Genomic DNA, 21,177 nt, shown 5'->3' with positions numbered 1-21,177 from the left:
AGGGGCGGCTCGACGGCGGCCCCGACCCCCTGCCGGCTCGGGCCCTGCGTCATGAACTGCTGCTGGTGCTCGGGGTGTCGCTGGGGGCCAGCGCGATCCGGGCCCTGGTCAGCTTCACCGGCGTGCTCACCCGCCCCGGCGGGCTGAGCGACCACGCGGCCAACCTCAACTCCTCGCGCGCCCCCGACCGCCCCTGGCTGGATCTGGCCTGGCAACTCGTCAGCATCGGCACCGCCCTGGTGCCCGTGGCCCTGGTGGCCCACCTGCTGCTGCGGGAGTACGCCTACCGGGGCGGCGGGATGCGGCTGATCGGCTTCGACGCCACCAGGCCCCGGTTCGACCTGGCCTGGGGGGCCGTGGTGGCGGCCGGCATCGGCGGCAGCGGTCTCGCGCTCTACCTCGGCGCGCACGCCGCCGGCGCCAATCTGACCGTGGTGCCCGAGTCGCTCCCCGACGTCTGGTGGAAGTACCCGGTGCTGATCGCCTCCGCCGTGCAGAACTCCGTGCTGGAGGAGGTGATCGTGGTCGGCTTCCTGCTGCGCCGGCTCGATCAGCTCGGCTGGTCCCCACTGGGCGCGCTGACGGTCAGCGCGCTGCTGCGCGGCACCTACCACCTCTACCAGGGCATCGGTGGCTTCTTCGGCAATGTGGCCATGGGCGTGATCTTCGTCTGGCTCTACCGGCGGTGGGGGCGCGTCATGCCGCTCGTGGTAGCGCACGCCCTGATCGACATCGTCGCCTTCGTCGGCTACGGGCTGCTGGCCGGCCGCGTCGGCTGGCTCCCCACTGCGTGAGGGCCTCCGGCCCGTGGGAGCAAGGGGCCGGGGCCCGGCCGGGAGCTGTCCCGGCAGGGTCGGCCAGGCCCCCACCGCACGGGCCAAGGACCGAGCGAGACACGCGGTGCGGCCCGAGAGGTGGTCGCGCTTCGGCCGGAGCCGGCGGTCGCCTCCGCGTCGAGGCGGGCGCGATGAGTTCTCCGCCGGTCCCGGCGTCACCGCCCGTCGGCCGGGCTCAGGGGCCCTCGCCCTCGGCCAGGGGCAGGGCCTCGATGCGGCCGGGGCCGCAGACCGCCCCGAACTCCCAGTCGGCGGGGGTCGCGTCGTAGGTGTCCGGTGGTATGACCCGCAGCGCCGCGGGCTCGGGCCCGCAGCCGCCGTCCGCCGGGTCGGCCGAGCCGGGCACCACCGTCCACCGCAGCTGGGCCCAGGCACTCTCGCCCGGGGCCAGCGTCAGGGGGACGGGCGCCCTGGAATCGTCCCTGACCGTCTCGGTGGGGAGCGCGGCGCCGTCGCCGGCGGCCAGCTCCAGACCAGGCCAGCCCTGGGTGCGGCAGGAGGCGTCCGTGGTGTTGGTGAGCACCAGCGCCGCGTAGCGGTTGCCGGCGCCGGCGTCCAGCGGGGTCACCTCGGCGGCCAGCGCGTCGGTGGCGCACCAGTCGGCCGCGTCGGACTGGGGGCGGCGGTCGGGGGCGGCGGAGTCCGACCCCGCCTCGGCTTCCGCCTCGGACGGGGTGTCGGCGTCGGCGTCGGGGTCCGTGTCGGTGTCGGTCTGGGCTTCGGTGTCGGCCGGCTGGTCGGACGAGGAGGCGCGTTCCAGGGCGTTGTCCTCGGACGCCGAACCGCCTGTGCCGCAGCCGGTGGCGACCAGGGCGGCGAGCACCACCAACGCGGCGCCGGCGGTGGGACGAGCGCGAAGGCGCGGGGAACGGGGGGAGTCAGGGGGGAGGGGGGCCATTTTTCCTCCGGAGGGGATTCGGCTGGATGCGGAGGAGCACTGTCTGGTCCGACGTGGGGGCGACGTTCCGGGTTCCCCTCGCGGCCCCTTCGCGGGGTCGTGCGGGTGCACGGACAGGCGCGTCCCACTTCCCGCACGCCGGGCGCGAGGGCCCTCTGACGCGCCGGCGTGCGAGGCGAGTTCAGGCGCCGACGGACTGCCGCAGATAGTCGGGCAGCGGCGCGCGGGACCCGCCGTCCTCGGCGGCCAGCGGCGGCCCGTAGGCTGCCCGGACCGGCAGCACGCCGCTCCAGTGCGGCAGGTCGAGGTCCTCCGGGGCGTCGTTCGGACCGCCGGCGCGCGCCTTGGCCGAGACCTCGGTGAGGTCCAGCTCCAGCACGGCGGTGGCGGCCAACTCCTTGGCGCTGGCCGGGCGGCAGTCGGCCGCCCGGCCAGCCACCACCGAGTCCACCAGGGCGTCGAGCGCCGTCCTGGCCAGCGCCTCGTCCGTGACCCGGCGAGCGGTGCCGTGCACCACCACCGAGCGGTAGTTGATGGAGTGGTGGAACGCCGACCTGGCCAGTACCAGCCCGTCGACATGGGTCACCGTCACACAGACCGGCAGCTCGGACCCGCGCAGGGCGCGCGCGCCGCTCGACCCGTGGAGGTAGAGCCGCTCGCCCAGCCGCGCGTAGAGCGTCGGCAGCACCACGGGGCGGCCCTCGGCGACGAAGCCGAGGTGGCACAGATACCCCGCGTCCAGGATGGAGTGGACCAACGCGCGGTCGTAGGAGACCCGTTCCCTGGCCCGGGTGGGGGTGGTCCGATCGGTCCTCGGATAGCTGGGGGACTCGGTGGCCGACATGATCACTCCCTGGTGGTTTCCTCTTGCGCCCTGTATTGCACTAGTGCATACTTGCGTTTGTGCTAGCAGGATATCGGATCGAAGGTCGCGGCGCCGCCGAGATCGCGGCCAGCGTGGAGCGGGCCATTGGTGACGGCACCCTGCTCCCCGGCCAACCGCTGCCGCCACTGCGGGAGTTGGCGGCCGAGTTGGGCGTCAACGCCAACACCGTCGCCGCCGCGTACCGGACGCTGCGCGACCGCGGCGTGATCGAGACCGCGGGCCGGCGCGGGAGCCGGGTGCGGGCGCGCCCCGCCAGCGCGCCGCGCGAGGCGCTGTCGTTCGCGCCGCCGCCCGGCGTGCGGAACGTCTCCGATGGCAACCCGGACCCCGCGCTGCTGCCTCCCCTGGCCGACGCGCTCGCCGCCGCGGCCGAGGACGCCCGGCGCTCGCCCACCCTCTACGGCGTCCCCTCCGTCGACCCGGAGTTGGCGGAGCTGGCCCGCGCCCGGCTGGCCGTGGACGGCGCGCCCGAGGGGCCGATCGCCGTCACCTCGGGCGCGCTCGACAGCGTCGAACGCGTACTGCACGCCTGGCTGCGGCCGGGCGACGCCATCGCCGTCGAGGATCCGGGGTGGGGCGCGCTGCTGGATCTGGTGCCCGCCCTCGGTCTGCGCGCCCTCCCCTGCGAGATGGACGACGAGGGCCCGCTGCCCGAGGCGTGCGAGCGCGCGTTGCGCGCCGGCGCCCGCGCCCTAGTGGTGACCGCCCGCGCGCAGAACCCCTCGGGCGCTGTGGTCACGCCGGCGCGTGCGGCCGAGTTGCGCTCCCTGCTGGCCCGACACCCCGGGGTCCTGGTGATCGAGGACGACCACGGCCGGGACATCGTCCGCCAGCCGCTCGCCCCCGTGGCGGGCGGCACGGATCGGTGGGCCTTCGTGCAGTCGCTCTCCAAGGCGTACGGCCCTGATCTGCGCCTGGCCGTGCTCACCGGGGACCCGACCACGGTGGACCGGGTCCGCGGACGCCAACGCCTCGGCCCCGGCTGGGTCAGCCAGCTGCTGCAACGGGCCACCGCGCACCTGTGGCGCACCGGCGCCGTCGAATCGGCCCGGGTCGCCGCCGTCTACGATGCCCGCCGCGAGGCGCTGATCGCGGCCCTCGCCGAACGAGGGGTGGCCGCCAGGGGGCGCGGCGGCCTGAACGCCTGGGTGCCCGTGCCGGACGAGACGACCGCCGTCGCGCAACTGCTCCGCGCCGGCTGGGCGGTGGCGCCGGGCGCCAGGTTCCGGCTGTCCGCGCCGCCCGGCCTCCGCCTCACCACGGCCTCGCTCGCGAGTGACGAAGCGGCCGGGCTGGCGGCGGCGGTCGCCGAGGCGCTCCGCCCGCCCACCGTGCGCCGCCTCGGGTGACCTGGCCCACCTTTGTGTAGCGCGGAGAGGTCAGTAGGGCTCAACTGTGTAGCATCGCTGACATGTTGAACCTGGACCGGCTGCGGGTGCTCTATGCCGTGCGCAGCCACGGCTCGGTCAGCGCCGCGGCCCTCGCCCTGCGGGTGACCACTTCGGCGGTCTCCCAACAGCTGGCCAAGCTGGAGCGGGAGACCGGGCAGCGGCTGCTGGCCAAGAGCGGTCGTGGTGTGCGGCTCACCGACGCGGGCCGGCTCCTCGCCGAGCACGCCGAGCGCATCCTGTCCCAGGTGGAGGTGGCCCACGCCGACCTGGAGGCCCAGCGCGGCCAGGCGGTGGGCGAGCTTCGGGTCGGCGCGTTCGCCACCGCCGCCCGGGGGCTGTTTCCGGCCGCGCTCGCCACCCTGCGTGGTGCGCATCCCCAACTGCGGCCCACGCTCCGCGAGATGGAGCCGGAGGAGGCGCTGCGGGTGTTGGCGCGCGGGGACATCGACCTGGCCGTCGTCCTCGACTGGTACAACCGGCCGCTGGCCCTGCCCGGCGGGCTCGCCCGGGTGACCCTCTTCGACGATGTGGCCGATATCGCGCTGCCGGTCGCCCATCCGCTCGCCGACCGGAGCGAGGTGGACCTGACGGAGCTCGCCGACGAGCACTGGGTCTCCTGGCCGCCGGGCGCGATCTGTCACGACTGGCTGATGTTCACCCTGCGCGGGCGTGGGATCGAACCCAAGATCGAGCACACCGCGTTCGAACACCACACGCAGCTGGCCCTGATCGCCGCCGGTCTTGGCGTGGCCGTCGCCCCCCGCCTCGGCCGCACGCCGGTGCCCGACGGGGTGGCGCTGGTTCCGCTGCGCGGGAGCATCACCCGCCGGGTGTACGCCGTCTGGCGTGAGGGCTCAACCGGCCGCCCCTCCGTCCGCGCCGCCGTCGCCGCCCTCCACGAGGTGTCTCCCGACGGGTAGGCGGCGACCTCCGACGCCCCGGAAGCCGGCCGACGCCTTCCGCCCGTGGCCCGGCCGGCGGGGGCGGCCTCCGTCGTCCGGCGTCGGTCCCAGGCGGCCCCGGCTCGACCTCCGTGCTCGTCGACCGACGGTGTCAGGCGCGCGAGTTGGGCTTGGATCGCCCGGGCCGGGTCGTCCGCCCGGTCAGCGGTGAGCCGTCGCTGTTCGGGCGCCCTGAGCAGTTCGAACACGCCAGGCCCCCGGAGATCACCCGGCAGGTCAGCCACACGCGGCACCACGGGGAAGTGGCCATGGGTGCGGCCGTCGTTCCCCGCGAGCCGGGCGACACTGGTTCCTGGGCGACCAGTTGCCGAGTGCGGGGCCTGGGACGGCCTCAGCTGCCACCTCCCCAGCGTCTCGGCTTCGGCGTCCGTGAGCTCGTGAACGGCCGGGACATGGCGGCGAGGCGGCGGTACGGGCCAGCCGGGAGGCCCGGCGTCCACGGTGTGTGCCCACGCGCCAGTAGCGATCCGCGGCGCCGCGTTCACGCGGCGGCGGAGCGTCGAACCGAGCTTCCTGGCCGCCGGCGTAGCAGGCGGAGGCCGTCACGCCGGGAAGCGTAGGGGCCGTGTCGATCGCCGGGGGAGGTGAGCGGGAGAGCCGTGGTCAGCCGGGCCGGCGGGCCTCGTTTCGCGCGGGAGGCGGAAACACTGTGTTCACAGCAGGTGGTGTCTTCTTGGGCGAGAGGGGAGTGCTCCCTCGGTCTCTGCTCGCCGGGGAGCCCGCGCTCTTCGGGGTCCCCTTGGTGGGTAGGGGTGTGCGCGACAGACGGGCCGGAGGGAAGGGGAGATCATGGCGGTGCTCGCAGGCAAGGCGGCTGTTGTCACCGGGGGTTCACGGGGGATCGGCCGGGCGGTCGTGCTGCGGCTCGCACGGGACGGAGCGGCTGTGGTCTTCACCTACGCGCGGAACGGTGAGGCCGCGGACGAGGTCGTGCGGCAGGCCGAGAAGGCGGACGGGAACGTCACCGCGGTCCAGCTGGATCTGGCCGAGCCCGGCGCGGCCGAGGAGGTGTTAGCCGGGGCCGAACGTCAGCTCGGTGGCCTGGATGTCCTGGTCAACAACGCGGCTACCCAGTCCGAGGTCGTGCCCATCGCGCAGACGACCGAGGCTGATTTCGACCGGGTGATGGCCGTGAACGCGCGGTCCGTCTTCCTCACGGTGCGCTATGCGGCGCGGCACATGCGCGAGGGCGGGCGGATCGTGAACATATCCACCCTCAACACGGTTCTCCCCGCCCCGGGGAACGCCCCCTACGCGGCCAGCAAGGGCGCCCTCGAACAGCTGACCCTGGTGGCCTCGCGCGAGCTGGGCGCACGGGGCATAACGGTCAACACCGTCTCGCCCGGCGCCACGGACACCGATCTGCTGAACGCGGCCAACGAGCCGGAGAAGCTGGCGATGGTCGCCGGAATGACCCCGCTCGGCCGCCTCGGCCAGCCCGAGGACGTGGCGGATGTGGTCGCCTTCCTCGCGGGTCCGGACGGCCGGTGGCTGACGGGCCAGAACATCCGGGCCAACGGGGGCCTCGTGTAGCCCAGGGGGGCGGCCGGCCCCATGCTCGCTGGCCGCTGTCGGGCGAAGGCGCCGCCGATGCGCGGCGAAGTATTGACAGGTACACGGCGCTACGGGACGGTGAGAGCGCTCTCAATCCTGAGAGCGCTCTCATGGGCGTCTCTCGCACAGACGAATCGCCCGCCGTGGGCGCGGTGTTGGCGGTGCGTGGCCGATGGGAGTTGGTCGAGACGAGGAGGACAACGGTGTTCCGCTTGCGAAGAGTTCTGGTGGCCGCGGTCGCGAGCGCGGTCGTGGCGACGGGCTTCACCGCCCTGGGCCCCGCGCCCGAGGCGGAGGCCGTGCCCGACACCATTCCGCTCACCATCACCAACGACTCGGGGCGTGACGAGCCCGTCTACCTCTACAACCTGGGCACCGAGCTGAGCAGCGGCCGGCTGGGCTACGCCGACGCGGACGGCACGTTCCACGCCTGGACGGGCGGTGGAAGCCCGCCGGTCCCCGCGCCCGACGCGTCGATCCCGGGGCCGGCCAACGGCGAGACCATCACCATCCAGATGCCCAAGTTCTCCGGCCGGGTGTACTTCGCCGTGGGCGAGAAGCTGCACTTCGCCCTGAGCGAGGACGGACTGGTGCAGCCGGCGGTCCAGAACCCCGACGACCCCAACCGCAACATCCGCTTCAACTGGTCGGAGTACACGCTCAACGACGACGGCCTGTGGATGAACAGCACGCAGGTGGACATGTTCACCGCGCCGTACTCGGTGGGCGTGCGGGAGTCGGGCGGCGCGGTCAGGACCACGGGCGAGCTGAAGTCCGGCGGCTACCAGGCGGTCTTCGACGGCGTGCGCGAGGCCGGCTGGGGCGATCTGGTCCACGAGGGCCCGGACGGGGAGCCGTTGCGGGTGCTCTCCCCCGGGCATGGCGTGGGCACCGGCGATGTGCCGGCCGACGTCCTCGGTGACTACATCGACCGGGTGTGGGACCACTACGCGTCCCAGACGTTGACGGTCACGCCGTTCTCCCACGAACCCGACACCAAGTACTACGGGAACGTCGAGGGTGGCGTCATGAACTTCAGGGACGGTTCCGGCGAGGTCGTCACCAGCTTCGAGAAGCCGGACTCCGACAGCGTCTTCGGCTGCTACAAGCTGCTGGACGCGCCCAACGACCTGGTGCGCGGGCCGCTGTCCCGCACGCTGTGCGCCGCCTTCAACCGGACCACGCTGCTGACCAACTCCGAGCAGCCCGACCAGGACAACTCGGGCTTCTACCAGGACAGCGTGACCAACCACTACGCCCGCGTGGTCCACGAGGCGATGGTGGACGGCAAGGCGTACGCGTTCGCCTTCGACGACGTCGGCGCCCATGAGTCGCTGGTGCACGACGGCGACCCGACCGAGGCGTTCATGACGTTCCTGCCGTACGACTGAGCGTCAGGCCCGGCTCGAACACCGCGAACCGCCCGCACGGTTGAGGCATCGCGTGATCGCCGCCCTCGGTGGACGGGGCACCTCCCGTCCACCGAGGGCGGCGCGGCGTGCGGGTGGGCGGGGGGCCGCCGCCGTCAGCCGCGCAGGATGGTCCCGCCCTCCACCGTGATGGCCTCCTGGGGCAGCGGGGTGGTGGCCGGGCCCTCCAGCACGCTGCCGTCGGCGATGTCGAACCGGGTGCCGTGGCAGGTGCAGTTGATGGACCCACCGGACACCTCGGCGACCGGGCAGCCCTGGTGGGTGCAGATCGAGGAGAAGGCCACGAAGTCCCCCTCGGCCGGCTGGGTCACCACCACCTGCTGATCGGTGTAGATCTTCCCGCCGCCGACGGGGATCTCGCCCGTGGCGCCCAACTCCTCGCCGCGGTCAGCCTCCTCGCCACCGTCTCCGCCGTCGCTGCCGCTGTCGGAGCCGCAGGCGGTCAGCGCCGCCGCGAGCCCCGCGGCACCCGCCACCACCGCCGCTCTGCGCGTGGTCACCGGACCGTTCATCGTGCATCACCTCTCGTGGACAACCGCGTGGCACGCTCTGGTGCCCGCCTCGGGGCGGGAGCGTGCGTGCCACCTACCCAGCCGCCGTGAGGGTAGCCGAGGACGCGGCACCGGAACGGCGGCGCGGCGAGCGGTTCGGAGATGTCCGCACGCTCGCATCGCCGTTGAACGCGAACGCCGCCCGCCGGGCGGGTGCCCGTCACCACGCCGGCCACCGCTCTCGCCCCCGTTCCCGGGCTCCCGCCGCGCCGAACGGGGGTGTCGCACGCCTGTGTTAGCTTGCCCCGATGGACGCACCCCACCGTGCTCCGGGGGACACGGAGCGTTCCCCTGGCGACGCCACCGGGCCCGAGGCGCCGTCCGCCCCGCGTGGCACCTTCGTGCTGACCCGCGACTTCTCGGCCCCGAGGGCCGACGTCTTCCGCGCTTTCGCCGAACCCGGCCTGCGCGCCCGCTGGTTCCGGCTGCCCGGCCGGACGGCGACCGCCGAGCACCGGCTGGACTTCCGGGTCGGCGGGGAGGCGGTCGCCCGCAACGTGTTCAGCTCCGGTGGCGTCGAGGAACACCTGGAGAACCAGTCCCGGTTCCTGGACCTCGTGCCCGACGAACGCTTCGTGTTCGCCTACACGGCGCTGGTCAACGGGGTGCGCCGCTGGGTCTCCCTGGTCACCGTCGAACTGGCCGACGAGGCCGGCGGCTCCCGCCTCTCCTGGACCGAGCACTACTCCTACCTGGTGACGACGGGGGACGGTTCCCGGGATGTCGCCCATCTGCGGGGCGGCACCGCGCTGCTCCTCAACGGCCTGTCCGCCGTGGTCGAACCGGACCGCCACCGCGGGCCGCGGCCGATCGCGACCCCACCGCCACCGGCCTGACCCGTTCCGGCCGGTGGCCTCCGCCGGCCCGTCGGACGGCGGCCACGGACAGCGGGGGCCGAGGCGGCGTATAGCCTTGCGGCCATGCTCAGAGAAGTCCTGGCCACCCGCTATGTCACCCCCCTGCGGGAGGGGGGATCGCTGCCCGGCATCGTCGAGGGGGACGATCTGGGCACCTATGTGATGAAGTTCACCGGCGCGGGGCAGGGCCCCAAGTCATTGGTCGCCGAGGTGATCTGCGGGGGGCTCGCGCGGCGGCTCGGGCTGCGGGTGCCGGAGTTGGTGCGGATGACGTTGGATCCGGTGATCGGCCTCGCGGAGCCTGACCAGGAGGTGCAGGAGCTCCTCAAGGCCAGCGCCGGCCTCAACCTCGGCATGGACTACCTGCCGGGCTCGATCGGCTTCGACTCCCTGGCCTACCGGGTGGACCCGGTCGAGGCCGGTCGGGTCGTCTGGTTCGACGCCCTGGTCAACAACGTGGACCGCTCCTGGCGCAACCCCAACCTGCTGGTCTGGCACGGCGATCTGTGGCTGATCGACCACGGCGCCGCGCTCATCTGGCACCACAACTGGCCTACCGCCCCGGCCTCGGCGGCGCGCGGCTTCGACGCGTCCGACCACGCGCTGGCGCCCTTCGGCCCCGACCTCGGTGCCGCCGCTGCCACCCTGGCGCCCCAGGTCACCGCCGAGCTGCTGGACGCGGTACTGGCCGAGGTCCCCGACGCCTGGCTGGCCGCCGAACCCGAGCTGCCGACGCCCGACGCGGTGCGCGCCGCCTATCGCGAGGTGCTGCTGGCCCGCGCCGCCACCGTCGCCGACCGCGTCACCCTCGGGCCGCCCCGGCAGCACACGCGCTCCAACGCGCCGGGTTGGCTGACCGGCCGCCCCGCCGAGCGGGACGGGGCCGGCCGATGAGCGGGACGAGCGGCGAGCGAGTCGTCTTCGAGTACGCGGTGCTGCGGGTGGTGCCCCGGGTGGAGCGCGGCGAGTGCGTCAACGCGGGGGTCCTCCTCTACTGCCGCCCCCGCTCCTTCCTCGCGGCCCGCACCCACCTCGCTCCCGAGCGGCTGCGGGCGCTCGACCCCCGGGTGGACCTGGACGGGGTGGGGGCCGCCCTGCGCGCCGTCGAGAGCCTCTGCGACGGCGGGCCCGAGGCCGGGCAGGGAGCGGCCGACGAGGTGGGGAGGCGCTTCCGCTGGCTGATCGCGCCACGCAGCACCGTGGTGCAACCGGGGCCCGTGCACAGCGGGTTGACCGCCGATCCCGAGGCGGAGCTGGAGCGGTTGCTCACGGTGTTGGTGCGCTGAGGGCGGGGGGTGGGCTTCCCGTTGTCAGTCCTGGATGGTAGTTACTTGTGGGTAGTGCATCACTCGACGGCGAGGAGACCCCACGCATGTCCACCACCGAGCAGCGCGTCGCGCTGGTGACCGGCGCGGCCCGAGGCATCGGGGCCGCCACCGCCGAGCGGCTGGCCGCCGACGGCCATCGGGTCGCCGTGCTGGATCTGACCGAGGAGGCCGGGCAGCCCGCCGTGGCCGCCATCGAGGCGGCGGGCGGCAGCGCCCTCGCCATCGGCTGCGACGTCTCGGACACGGACGCGGTGACCGCGGCCGTGTCCCAGGTCGCCGAGCGCCTGGGCCCGCCCGGGATCCTGGTGAACAACGCCGGGGTGCTCCGCGACAACCTGCTCTTCAAGATGAGCGAGGCCGACTGGGACACGGTCCTGAGCGTGCATCTGCGCGGCGCCTTCCTGATGTCCCGGGCCTGTCAACAACACATGGTGGAGGCCGGCTTCGGCCGGATCGTCAACCTCTCCTCAAGCTCCGCGCTCGGCAATCGGGGCCAGGCCAACTACGCGGCGGCCAAGGCGGGGTTGCAGGGCTTCACCAAGACGCTCGCCATCGAGCTGGGGAAGTTCGGCATCACGGCCAACGCGGTGGCGCCCGGCTTTGTCGCCACGGAGATGACGGCGCAGACGGCGCGGCGCGTCGGCATGTCCTTCGACGACTTCCAGCGGGCCGCCGCCGAGCAGATCCCGGTCCGCCGGGTCGGGCAGCCGGCGGACATCGCGAACGCCGTGGCCTTCTTCGCCAGCGAGGCCGCCGGCTATGTCTCGGGCCAGGTGCTCTATGTGGCGGGTGGTCCCCTTGACTGAGCCGGCGCGGCCCGAGGTGGCCGGCCCCGACGCCCCGGTGGCCCTGGTCACCGGCGGCAGCCGGGGGATAGGTCTGGGCATAGCCCGGGCGTTGACGGCCAGGGGGACGCGGGTCTGCGTCACCGGACGGGATCGGGAGCGGCTGGCCGAGGCCGTCGCCGAGCTGGGCCCGGGCGCGATGGGGGTGGCCGGCAAGGCGCACGATCCGGCGCACCAGGCCGAGGCGGTCGAGCGGGTGGTCACCGCCTGGGGCCGCCTCGACCACCTGGTCAACAACGCCGGCGGGAACCCCGTCTTCGGCCCGCTCATCGAGGTCGAACCGGCGTCCCTGGCCAAGGTCTTCGAGATCAACGTGCTCTCCGCCTTCGGCTTCGCCCGCCATGCCTGGCGCGCCTGGCAGCGGGAGCACGGCGGCAGCGTGGTCAACGTCTCCTCCATCGCGGGTCTTGGGGCCGCGCCGTTCCTCGGCGGCTACGGCGTCACCAAGGCGGCGCTGATCAACCTCACCGAGCAGCTCGCGCTGGAGCTGGCGCCCGGTGTCCGGGTGAACGCGGTCGCCCCCGCCGTGGTGAAGACACGGTTCGCCAGCGCGCTCTACGAGGCCGACGAGGGGGCCGTCGCCGCCGGCTACCCGCTGAAGCGGCTGGGCGTCCCCGAGGATGTCGCCGGCGCCGTCGCCTTCCTCACCTCGGACGAGGCGAGTTGGATCACCGGCCAGACCCTGGTGCTGGACGGCGGTCTCGGCCTCGGCGCCGCCACGGGCTGAGCTGTCAGTGCCGGCCGGTACGTTGTGAGGCACACCGCGCCGCAGTGGCGGCGCGGTAACTCACCGCACGACCCCGGAGGTTGAACGACGTGAATGGCAAGCTGCCCGACTCCTGGCAGACGGCGCTGGGCGAGCAATGTGACCAGCCCTACTTCAAGGAGCTGACCGCGTTCGTCGAGGAGGAACGGGCCGCTGGCCCCGTCTACCCCCCCGGCGACGAGGTGTTCGCGGCGCTGGAGGCCACTCCCTTCGAGGACGTCAAGGTGCTGATCCTCGGTCAGGATCCGTACCACGGCGAGGGCCAGGGCCATGGCCTGTGCTTCTCCGTGCGCCCCGGCGTGCGGGTGCCGCCCTCGCTGCGCAACATCTACAAGGAGATGAAGGAGGAGCTGGGCCATCCCGTCCCGGACAACGGCTATCTCCTGCCGTGGGCCCGGCAGGGCGTGCTCCTGCTGAACGCGGTGCTCACGGTGCGCGCCGGTGAGCCCAACTCGCACAAGGGCAAGGGCTGGGAGAAGTTCACCGACGCGGTGATCCGCGCCGTCTCCGACCGTCCCGATCCCGCGGTCTTCGTGCTCTGGGGCGCCTATGCCCGCAAGAAGCTGCCGCTGATCGACGTCGACCGGCATGTGGTGGTCCAGGGGGCGCACCCCTCGCCGCTGTCCGCCAAGAAGTTCTTCGGATCCCGCCCGTTCACCCAGATCAACGAGGCGGTCGCCGCCCAGGGGCACACCGCGATCGACTGGCGCGTCCCCGACCTGGCCGGCTGACCGGGCCGCCGCCCGCCCCGGCCGCCCCCCGTGGCCGGCCGGGGCGGACGGCCGGGGCGGACGCCTCCCCGGCATCGGTGTTCGAGGTGCGAACGGCCCCGCGTATGCTGCCCGTCCGCGCCGGTCGCGGCGCGCGATCCGTGGTTCCACCTACACCGAGGAGCAGTTCGTGAAGGTCGGCGTGATCGGGCTCGGGGACATCGCCCACAAGGCATACCTGCCGGTTCTCAGCACGCGCCCGGGAATCAGCCTCCACCTGCACACCCGGCGGCGGGCGACCCTGGCGGAGGCCGGCACCACCTACCGGCTGCCCGCCGAGGCGCTGCACGAGGAGTTGACATCGCTGCTGGCCGTCGGTCTGGACGCCGCGTTCGTCCACGCCCCGACCGCCGTCCACCCCGAGATCGTCACCCGGCTGCTCACCGCCGGCGTCGCCACCTATGTGGACAAGCCGCTGGCCTACGAGCTCTCCGAGGCGCGGCGGCTGGTGGATCTGGCCGACACCCTCGGGGTGTCCCTGGCCGTCGGCTTCAACCGCCGCCACGCCCCGGCCTACGTCCAGTGCCTGGAGGGCCCCCGCGATCTGATCGTCTTGCAGAAGCACCGCAGAGGACTGCCCGAGGACCCCCGGCGGATGGTCTTCGACGACTTCATCCACGTGGTGGACACCCTGCGCTTCCTCGCGCCGGCGCCCGTCGACCAGGTGCACCTCAGCGCCCGGGTGCGCGAGGGCCTGTTGCACCATGTCGTGCTGCATCTGGCGGGCGAAGGCTTCTCCGCCCTCGGCACCATGAACCACCTCTCCGGCTCGGCCGAGGAGATCCTGGAGGTCTCCGGGCAGGACACCAAGCGGGAGGTGCGCAACCTCGCCGAGATCATCGACCACAAGGGCCAGCCCAGCGTCCGCCGCCGGGGGGACTGGGTTCCGGTGGCCAGGCAGCGCGGCATGGAGCAGGCGGTGGCGGCGTTCCTGGACGCCGTGCGAACGGGCCACACCCTGGACGGCCAGGACGCGTTGCGCACCCATGAGCTGTGCGAGCGGGTGGTCCTCCACGCCCAGGGCCGGCACTGATGCCGGCTCAGCCCTCGGTGGTCACCTCGGCCGGCGTGCCGAAGTCCTCGCCCGCGTTCGGTTCGACCACCCCGAACCAGATCAGCAGCAGCAACACCACGCCCACACCGATCCGGTACCAGACGAACGGCATGAAGCTGCGGGTGGTGATCCAGCGCATGAACCAGGCGATGATCGCGTAGCCCACGAGGAACGCGATCACCGTCGCCAGGATCGTCGGGCCCCAGGAGACATGGGTGTCCTCGCCGCCGATCTCCGTCAGCTCGTAGCCGCCGGACGCCAGCACCGCGGGGATGGCCAGCAGGAACGAGTAGCGGGCCGCGGCCTCCCTGCTGTAGCCGAGGAACAGCCCGCCGGTGATGGTGGCGCCGGAGCGCGAGACCCCGGGCACCAGCGCCATGGCCTGGGCGAAACCGAACAGCAGACCGTCCCTGACGGTGAGTTGGCCCAGGTCCTTGCGCACCCGCACCGCCCGGTGCCGGCCGCCGCCGTTGTCCCTGGCCGCCATCCGGTCCGCCACCCCGAGGATGATCCCCAGCACGATCAGGTTGACCGCGATCAGCCGCAGATCGCGGAACGGGCCCTCGATGGCGTCCTGCAACGTCAGCCCGAGCACGCCGATGGGGATGGAGCCGATGATCACCAGCCAGCCCATTCTGGCGTCCGGGTCGGAGCGCAGGGACCGGTCCGTCAACGATCGGGACCAGGCCCTGAGCACCCGGGCGATGTCCTTGCGGAAGTAGATCAGCACGGCCAGTTCGGTGCCGATCTGGCACACGGCGGTGAAGGCGGCCCCGGGATCCTCCCAACCACCGGCCACGGCGGCCAACCGCAGATGGGCGCTGGAGGAGATGGGCAGAAACTCCGTCAGCCCCTGGACCAGCCCGAGAACGATCGATTCGAACCAAGACATGAGGTCAGCGCGTATCCCTGGAAGAGGCAGATGGGAGGGAACAGAAAGAGCCGGGAGCGGGGAGCGATGTCACTCTAGGCGAGCGCCCCAACGGCCGGGGAACACCGACTGTCCGACACGTGGCCGTCAGAAAACCGTTCGATTCCGAGGGCGGTATCCGTCACCCTAGGACGCATGTTCCCGAACGCCCACCCCGCCGCGCCGTCCGCATTCGCGGACGCGCCGTGGGCTGCCGGCGTTCCGCTGACCGCGGCAGACGGCGCTCGAAGCTGACCCTTCCCGGATCGCACCGTGGACCCCACAGGGGGAGGGTCGGCGCACCGCCCGGGGTCCACGCTCCGGCCCGTGGGCGCGTCCCCCGCCGGAGCCACCCCACTCGGCAGTGAGAGAACACGCCATGTCCAAGCAGCCCTACACCCGCACCAAGCCCCACCTCAACATCGGCACCATGGGGCATGTGGACCACGGGAAGACGACGTTGACCGCGGCCATCACCAAGGTGCTCAGCGACCTCGGCACCGGCACCTTCGTCCCGTTCGACCGCATCGACCGCGCGCCCGAGGAGGCGGCGCGGGGCATCACCATCACGCTCAGCCATGTGGAGTACCAGACCGCGACCCGGCACTACGCGCATGTCGACATGCCGGGGCACGCCGACTACGTCAAGAACATGATCACCGGCGCCGCGCAGTTGGACGGCGCGATCCTGGTGGTCTCGGCCGTGGACGGCGTGATGCCGCAGACCGCCGAACACGTGCTCCTGGCCCGTCAGGTGGGGGTCCGGCACATCGTGGTGGCGCTCAACAAGGCGGACGCCGGGGACCCCGAGCTGACCGACCTGGTCGAGCTTGAGGTGCGGGAGCTCCTCACCGCGCAGGGCTACGCCGGCGACGAGCTGCCCGTGGTCCGGGTCTCCGGGCTCGGCGCCCTGAACGGGGAGCGGCGCTGGGTCGACGCCGTGGTCGAACTGCTGGACGCCGTCGACCGGCACGTCCCGGTGCCCGAGCGGTACCTGGACGCGCCGTTCCTGCTGCCGGTGGAGAACACCCTGACCATCACCGGACGCGGCACCGTGGTCACGGGCGCCGTGGAACGGGGCGTCGTCCGGCTCGGGGACCGGGTGGCGGTGCTGGGCGCCGACGTCGAGACGGTGGTCACCGGCCTGGAGACCTTCGGCAAGCCGATGTCCGAGGGGCAGGCCGGCGACAACGTGGCGCTGCTGCTGCGCGGCGTGCCCAGGGACGCGGTGCGCCGTGGACAGGTGGTCGCCGCGCCCGGCAGCGTCACGCCCGGCCGGCGCTTCGCCGCCGAGGTCTATCTGCTCTCCTCGGCCGAGGGCGGGCGCCGCACCGCGGTCACCACCGGGTACCGGCCGCAGTTCTATCTGCGCACGGCCGACGTGGTGGGCGACATCGAGCTGGGCGAGGGCCAGTTGGCGCTGCCGGTGGAGCGGGTCTCGATGACCGTCACCCTCGGGCAGTCGGTGCCGCTGGAGGCCGGGCTCGGCTTCGCCGTCAGGGAGGGCGGCCGAACGGTCGGCGCCGGCACCATCACCTCGGTGCTCGCCGACTGACCCGCCGAACCGACTGACCCGCCGAACCGGCTGACCCGCCGAACCGGCTGAACCGCCGCACGCCCGACCCGGCGTGCGGCGGTGCCGGCCCGGCGCGGGAGAATGTCCGGATGGACGAGCCGACGCCGGTGCTGCGCGCCGTGGATCTGGGCACCGCCCGGCTGCTGCCCGATCTGGACCGGGCGGGCGCCTGGCTGCTCACCGTGGACGACGCCCCGCAGTCCTATGTGGATCCGGCCGACCCCACCCATCTGGAGTTCGAGTACATCCGCCGGCTGGCGTATCTGGCGGACACGGTGGCCGCGCCCGGCCGGCCGCTCGACGTGCTGCATCTGGGCGGCGGCGGGCTCACGCTGCCGCGCTATCTGGCGGCCACCCGCCCCGGCTCCCGGCAGCGGGTGATCGAGGCGGACGGACGGCTCGCCGAACTGGTCGCCGAGCGGCTCCCGCTGCCGCCCGGCAGCGGGATCGAGGTGGTGGTCGCCGACGCCAGGGACGCCGTCGAGGGCGCCCCGCCGGGCGGCTGCGATCTGCTCATCGCCGATGTCTTCGGCGGCTCGCGGGTGCCGGCGCGGGTCACCACCCTGGGCCACGCGCGGGCCGCCGCCCGCGCGCTGCGCCCCGGCGGGGTCTACGCCGCGAACCTGGCGGACGCGGCGCCTTTCGCCTTTCTCCGCTCCCAACTCGCCGCCTTCGCGGCCTGCTTCGCGCGGTTGGCGCTGATCGCCGAGCCCGCCGTGCTGCGCGGGCGGCGGTTCGGCAACGTGCTGCTGCTCGCCTCGGCCGAGGCACCGCCCCCGGCGGGGTTGGCCAGGCGGCTGGCCGCCGACGCCTTCCCCGCCCGGCTGACCGAGGGCGAACGGCTGACCCGCCTGATCGGGGACGCCCGGCCGGTGCCGGACGGTGCGCCCGTCCCGTCCCCGGCGCCGCCGGCCGACGCCTTCCGGGTCGGTTAGGACCGCTCCGGGGTCGGTCGACGGCGCCGGCCGGGCGGGGGCTCAGCTCTGCTCGGACTCCACCGGGTAGGGGCGCAGGCTGCTGAGGATCTGCTCGATGACGTCGTCGTCCAACTCCTCGGGGATGCCGGCGTCGGCCATCATCACCCAGGTCGCCATGTCGTTGTTGAGATCCAGATAGGAGACGGTGACGACCTTCCCGTCCGTCTGGCCACACGGCTTGGGGTCGTCCGGGTCCTCCGGCACGTCCGTGACGGTGGCGCGGACGATATGCCCGCTGATGCCGTAGTCGCTCTCGAACTCCTCGGGCTCCGTCATCTCGAAGGTGCCCGTCTGGTGCTGGTCGTAGCCGCCGAGCGCCCAGTTCATGGCCTCGTTCTCGGCCGCCTCGGCCGTGTTGGTCGCGCCCTGCGCGCCCTTGGTGCCCGTCATCGCGCGGCTGCTGACCCCGTGCCTGGAGTTCTCGCACCAGTCGTCCATGTAGACGGCGACGCCGGACATGGCGACCAGGATGTCGCCCTCCTCGGCCTCCTCGCGGTCGTCCTCGATGCCGTAGGACATGCTCTCCGAGTTGACCGTCCAGTCCTCCGGCGGCACATCGAACGCGATGTGGCGGTTCTCCAGGGTCTGCACCTGCCAGTCGGGCGCGATCACCGGATCGGGGCGCTGGAGGACCCCGCGGCGCGGGTCGTCCGGGTTGTTCGGACGCTCGGTCTCCTCCTCCGTCGGCTCGTCGGTGGGCTCCTCGGACGGCTCCTCGCTCGGCCCGGGAGCGTCGCGCGAGTCGCCGGCCTGGGACGAGTCGTCGTCGCCCCCCAGCAGCACCACGCCCGTGACGGCGGCGCCCGCCACCACGGCGACGGCGACGACGATGCCGACGGCTATCTTCGTCCGTTTGGAGTTGTCGCCTCCGCCCGGCGGGGGCGGTGCCGCTCCTGGTCCTCCGGGCGGGGGCGGCGGCTGCTGCCACCCCGCCCCGGGCTGGGCGGCCCCTGGCGGCTGCTGCCACCCGTCGCCCGCCGGCGGTTGCTGATACGGGTTGGACTGGGTGTACCCCGGCTGCTGATAGGGGTTGGACCACTCACGGGCCGGCTCGCCCCCCGGCTGTTGTTCTCCTGGCCTCATGGAAGAAGACTCTAAAGGCGCTTGCGCCAACGCTTGACACCTGTCACCGATTTGCGACGGACCTGCGACGTGCGAGCGTCCCTGACCGGGGCGTTGACGCGCGGACCCACTGTCATTACCCGCTGGTAACGTGTGGGCATGACTGACTCGATCTCCATCGGCGAGCAACTCGCCGCGACCGTCCCGATGGCGCGCACGCTCCACCTCGCCTTCGACCACACCGACCCGGAGCGCGCCGTGGTCCGGCTGCCGGACCAGCCGGAGTACCACAACCACCTGGGCGGGCCGCACGCCGGCGCCATGTTCACCCTGGCCGAGTCGGCCAGCGGGGCCATCGTGCTGGCGGCCTTCGGGGATCAGCTCTCCCGGGCGGTGCCGCTGGCGGTGCGGGCCGAGATCGCCTACCGCAAGCTGGCCAAGGGCGAGGTCACCGCCACGGCCACGCTGGGCCGGCCGATCGCCGATGTGGTCGCCGAGCTGGACGCGGGGCAGCGCCCCGAGTTCCCCGTGCGGGTGGCGATCACCCGCGCGGACGGCGATGTCACGGGCGAGATGACCGTGGTCTGGACGCTCAGGCCGCACGACGCGTAGGCCCTGGCCGGGGCGCGTCCGGTCAGGCTTCGGACATGGCCTCGGCGAGGAAGGCGTACGGGTCCACGCCGTCCAGCTGGTCGAACTCCACGACCAGCTGGGCCGGCGGCTCTTCCGCCTCCACGGGCACGCCGAAGTCGCTGTACACCGCCTCCGCGGTCACCTGCCCGTCGCGGGTGGCGAAGATCCGCCGCGCCAGGAGGAGATAGGGCTCGCCCTCCGAGGCGATCAGGAAGAAGTGCTCGGTCTCGGAGACCCGGTCCGACTCCGTCCTCAGGACGCTCGTCACGGCCTGCCCGCGGAAGGTGGTGTCCTCCCCCCTGGACCAGTCCCCTTCCTCCTCTTCCTCCTCCACGGCTGCCGCGTCGTCGCCCCTGAGCTGGCCGTCGAGGTCGCACGCGCTCGCGACGTCGAAGTAGCGGTGGCCCAACTCCGCCCGGGTCCCGTGCAGATACCGGCCGGGCAGGTCCCCGGCGCCGGCCGCCGCGTTGACGCGCCATGCCTCCTCGTCGGGCATCAGCCAGGCGTCCTCGCCGTGGGCGAGGAAGGTGGCGCTCCCGTGGGCCGTCTCCAGCAGGCCCGTGCAGGCTTCGTGGTCGAAGTGGAAGTCGCTGGTCAGGATCGTCGAGTCCGTCTGCATCAGCAGCCGCGACCGCACGGCGCCGGCGTCCGCCACCGCCTCGCCGGCGCGGTCCAGCAGCTCGGTCGGCGAGAGCGCCGCCAGGTCCGTGCCGCCGGGGTCCTCGCCCGCGCGGGCGGCCGGGCGGTCGGACTGCCGCGCCGCGCCCGCGCAGGCGGTGAGCAGGACGGCCAGGGCCCCCACCCCGGCCAGCGTCCTTCTTCGAGCCCCGGACATCATGGTCTTGCCCCCTCGTCGATGTGTCACGCTCATCGAACCACCCGGCCCCGGCGGCCTCAACCGCGTTGCGGGCGGGGGGAGTCGGGCCGCTGGCCGTCCTGGTCAACTCCCGACTGTCAACGACGGCCGGCGATCGGCACGGCTAGCCGGTGGCCAGGAGGAGGGTGCCCGCCAGGGCGAGGCCGGCGCCGGCCGCCTGGCTGCCCAGGAGCCGCTCCCGCAGGACGCCGCGCGCCGCCAGCGCCGTGACCACCGGGTAGAGCGAGGCCAGCACCACGGCCACCGTCGTCGGCCCGATCCGGGCCGCCAGCGCGTAGGTGCCGTTGGCCGCCACATCGGCCAGGCCGACGAAGGTCAGCGAGGGCAGCGCCGCCACCAGGAGCGACCGGCCTCCCTCGGGCAGCACGGGCACCCCATGCCGCGCTCCCCACCACAGGGCGGCGCCGCCGGTCACCACATTGGTCACCCGCTGCACGAACAGGGCCAGGAACAGGCCGGTGACGGTGGTGGACGCCTCCGCGATCAGCGCCAGCACCGCGCCGAAGCCCAGCGCGGCGCCCGCCGTGTACACCAGCGTCTGCCGGGGCACGCCGCCCCCGCCGCCCAGGCGGGGTCCGCCGGCCAGCAGCACGCCGCCGAAGGCGACGGCCATCCCGGTGTACTGCCACAGGCCCGGGCGTTCGCCCAGGACCAGCGCCACCCCTATCGGCACCGCCAGGGCGGTGGCGGCGAGCGGTGAGACCACGCCCATGGGGCCGAGCGCCAGCGCCCGGTAGAAGCAGAGCAGCGCCAGCGGGCCGACGGCCCCGGCCGCGACCGCGAACCAGAGGCGTCCGCCGGCCTCGGTCCAGGCGCTGGTGGCCACCACGACCACGCCCAGCACGCCGGCGGCCAGGACCTGGGAGACCACCACCACGGTGAGCGCGGGCAGTCGCCTGGTCAGCAGACCTCCGCCGAAGTCGGCGAGTCCCCAGAGCAGGCTGGTGACCAGGGCAAGGGCGACCATCGTTCTACCTCACACGTAAGGTGTCCCGGGCGGTCTCGTCGACCGGG

22 protein-coding genes are annotated in these 21,177 nt (G+C 73.4%); 15 read left to right on the top strand and 7 right to left on the bottom strand.

The features are described 5' to 3' along the window. Positions 1–29: 29 nt before the first annotated feature. Positions 30–794, top strand: coding sequence for a CPBP family intramembrane glutamic endopeptidase (locus K4G22_RS00605; RefSeq protein ID WP_228083904.1), 765 nt, complete (start codon positions 30–32; stop codon positions 792–794). 217 nt (positions 795–1,011) lie between these two features. Here the strand turns inward: K4G22_RS00605 and K4G22_RS00600 are convergent, their stop codons facing one another. Both K4G22_RS00600 and K4G22_RS00595 read right to left on the bottom strand, forming a co-directional pair. Further along, positions 1,012–1,734, bottom strand: coding sequence for a DUF4232 domain-containing protein (locus tag K4G22_RS00600; RefSeq protein WP_228077600.1), 723 nt, complete (start codon positions 1,732–1,734; stop codon positions 1,012–1,014). Between the two features lie 181 nt (positions 1,735–1,915). Continuing rightward, a complete protein-coding gene (locus K4G22_RS00595) occupies positions 1,916–2,578 on the bottom strand; it encodes a pyridoxamine 5'-phosphate oxidase family protein (protein ID WP_228077599.1) in 663 nt (220 codons plus the stop codon). 59 nt (positions 2,579–2,637) lie between these two features. On the opposite strand from K4G22_RS00595, the gene K4G22_RS00590 reads away from it, so the two are divergent. The 4 genes from K4G22_RS00590 (at position 2,638) to K4G22_RS00575 (ending at position 7,918) form a co-directional block, all read left to right on the top strand. Continuing rightward, positions 2,638–3,969 (top strand): aminotransferase class I/II-fold pyridoxal phosphate-dependent enzyme, encoded by a 1,332-nt coding sequence (locus tag K4G22_RS00590; RefSeq protein WP_228077598.1) that lies wholly within the window; start codon positions 2,638–2,640, stop codon positions 3,967–3,969. Positions 3,970–4,031: 62 nt separating this feature from the next. Further along, on the top strand, positions 4,032–4,931 hold the full coding sequence (locus K4G22_RS00585; protein ID WP_228077597.1) for a LysR family transcriptional regulator: 900 nt from the start codon (positions 4,032–4,034) through the stop codon (positions 4,929–4,931). An 831-nt stretch (positions 4,932–5,762) separates the two neighbouring features. Continuing rightward, positions 5,763–6,506 (top strand): SDR family oxidoreductase, encoded by a 744-nt coding sequence (locus K4G22_RS00580; protein WP_228077596.1) that lies wholly within the window; start codon positions 5,763–5,765, stop codon positions 6,504–6,506. Between the two features lie 224 nt (positions 6,507–6,730). Further along, positions 6,731–7,918 (top strand): glycoside hydrolase family 64 protein, encoded by a 1,188-nt coding sequence (locus K4G22_RS00575; RefSeq protein WP_228077595.1) that lies wholly within the window; start codon positions 6,731–6,733, stop codon positions 7,916–7,918. 134 nt (positions 7,919–8,052) lie between these two features. Here K4G22_RS00575 and K4G22_RS00570 read toward each other — a convergent pair whose 3' ends face one another. Further along, positions 8,053–8,469: a Rieske (2Fe-2S) protein gene (locus K4G22_RS00570; RefSeq protein WP_228077594.1), complete on the bottom strand. Its 417-nt coding sequence runs from the start codon at positions 8,467–8,469 to the stop codon at positions 8,053–8,055. 287 nt (positions 8,470–8,756) lie between these two features. On the opposite strand from K4G22_RS00570, the gene K4G22_RS00565 reads away from it, so the two are divergent. From K4G22_RS00565 to K4G22_RS00535, 7 genes are all read left to right on the top strand, one after another. After that, complete coding sequence (locus K4G22_RS00565) at positions 8,757–9,344, top strand: SRPBCC domain-containing protein (protein WP_228077593.1); 588 nt, start codon at positions 8,757–8,759, stop codon at positions 9,342–9,344. A gap of 84 nt (positions 9,345–9,428) precedes the next feature. After that, positions 9,429–10,259, top strand: a complete 831-nt coding sequence (locus tag K4G22_RS00560) for a HipA family kinase (RefSeq protein WP_228077592.1) — start codon at positions 9,429–9,431, stop codon at positions 10,257–10,259. Beyond that, positions 10,256–10,651 (top strand): DUF3037 domain-containing protein, encoded by a 396-nt coding sequence (locus tag K4G22_RS00555; protein WP_228077591.1) that lies wholly within the window; start codon positions 10,256–10,258, stop codon positions 10,649–10,651. Before K4G22_RS00560 ends, K4G22_RS00555 begins: the two co-directional genes overlap by 4 nt. Positions 10,652–10,737: 86 nt before the next feature. Further along, positions 10,738–11,499, top strand: a complete 762-nt coding sequence (fabG, locus tag K4G22_RS00550; protein WP_228077590.1) for a 3-oxoacyl-ACP reductase FabG — start codon at positions 10,738–10,740, stop codon at positions 11,497–11,499. Then, on the top strand, positions 11,492–12,265 hold the full coding sequence (locus tag K4G22_RS00545) for an SDR family oxidoreductase (RefSeq protein WP_228077589.1): 774 nt from the start codon (positions 11,492–11,494) through the stop codon (positions 12,263–12,265). The genes fabG and K4G22_RS00545 overlap by 8 nt, the downstream gene beginning before the upstream one ends. 89 nt (positions 12,266–12,354) lie before the next feature. After that, positions 12,355–13,035 (top strand): uracil-DNA glycosylase, encoded by a 681-nt coding sequence (gene ung / locus K4G22_RS00540; RefSeq protein WP_228077588.1) that lies wholly within the window; start codon positions 12,355–12,357, stop codon positions 13,033–13,035. Positions 13,036–13,204: 169 nt separating this feature from the next. Continuing rightward, complete coding sequence (locus K4G22_RS00535) at positions 13,205–14,107, top strand: Gfo/Idh/MocA family protein (RefSeq protein ID WP_228077587.1); 903 nt, start codon at positions 13,205–13,207, stop codon at positions 14,105–14,107. 7 nt (positions 14,108–14,114) lie between these two features. Here the strand turns inward: K4G22_RS00535 and K4G22_RS00530 are convergent, their stop codons facing one another. Next, positions 14,115–15,020, bottom strand: a complete 906-nt coding sequence (locus K4G22_RS00530; RefSeq protein ID WP_228077586.1) for an undecaprenyl-diphosphate phosphatase — start codon at positions 15,018–15,020, stop codon at positions 14,115–14,117. Between the two features lie 397 nt (positions 15,021–15,417). Here K4G22_RS00530 and tuf point away from each other — a divergent pair, with 397 nt between their 5' ends. Together tuf and K4G22_RS00520 are read left to right on the top strand one after the other, a co-directional pair. Then, a complete protein-coding gene (gene tuf / locus K4G22_RS00525; protein WP_228077585.1) occupies positions 15,418–16,593 on the top strand; it encodes an elongation factor Tu in 1,176 nt (391 codons plus the stop codon). Positions 16,594–16,703: 110 nt separating this feature from the next. Then, positions 16,704–17,549, top strand: coding sequence for a spermidine synthase (locus K4G22_RS00520; protein WP_228077584.1), 846 nt, complete (start codon positions 16,704–16,706; stop codon positions 17,547–17,549). Between the two features lie 42 nt (positions 17,550–17,591). On the opposite strand, the gene K4G22_RS00515 is transcribed toward K4G22_RS00520, so the two are convergent. After that, positions 17,592–18,674 carry a DUF8017 domain-containing protein gene (locus K4G22_RS00515; protein ID WP_228077583.1) on the bottom strand — a complete coding sequence of 361 codons (1,083 nt, stop codon included), beginning with the start codon at positions 18,672–18,674 and terminating at the stop codon, positions 17,592–17,594. A gap of 150 nt (positions 18,675–18,824) precedes the next feature. Between K4G22_RS00515 and K4G22_RS00510 the strand changes: the two genes are divergently transcribed. Further along, complete coding sequence (locus tag K4G22_RS00510) at positions 18,825–19,265, top strand: DUF4442 domain-containing protein (RefSeq protein ID WP_228083903.1); 441 nt, start codon at positions 18,825–18,827, stop codon at positions 19,263–19,265. Between the two features lie 22 nt (positions 19,266–19,287). On the opposite strand, the gene K4G22_RS00505 is transcribed toward K4G22_RS00510, so the two are convergent. Together K4G22_RS00505 and K4G22_RS00500 are read right to left on the bottom strand one after the other, a co-directional pair. Beyond that, positions 19,288–20,157 carry a hypothetical protein gene (locus K4G22_RS00505; RefSeq protein WP_228077582.1) on the bottom strand — a complete coding sequence of 290 codons (870 nt, stop codon included), beginning with the start codon at positions 20,155–20,157 and terminating at the stop codon, positions 19,288–19,290. A gap of 109 nt (positions 20,158–20,266) precedes the next feature. Next, positions 20,267–21,130 carry an EamA family transporter gene (locus K4G22_RS00500; protein WP_228077581.1) on the bottom strand — a complete coding sequence of 288 codons (864 nt, stop codon included), beginning with the start codon at positions 21,128–21,130 and terminating at the stop codon, positions 20,267–20,269. Between the last annotated feature and the right edge of the window lie 47 nt (positions 21,131–21,177).

The sequence above is a fragment of the Streptomyces profundus genome (assembly GCF_020740535.1).
GTDB classification, from domain to species: domain Bacteria; phylum Actinomycetota; class Actinomycetes; order Streptomycetales; family Streptomycetaceae; genus Streptomyces; species Streptomyces profundus.
Note: the sequence above shows the minus strand (reverse complement) of the source record. Positions and strands in the feature narration are given on the sequence as shown.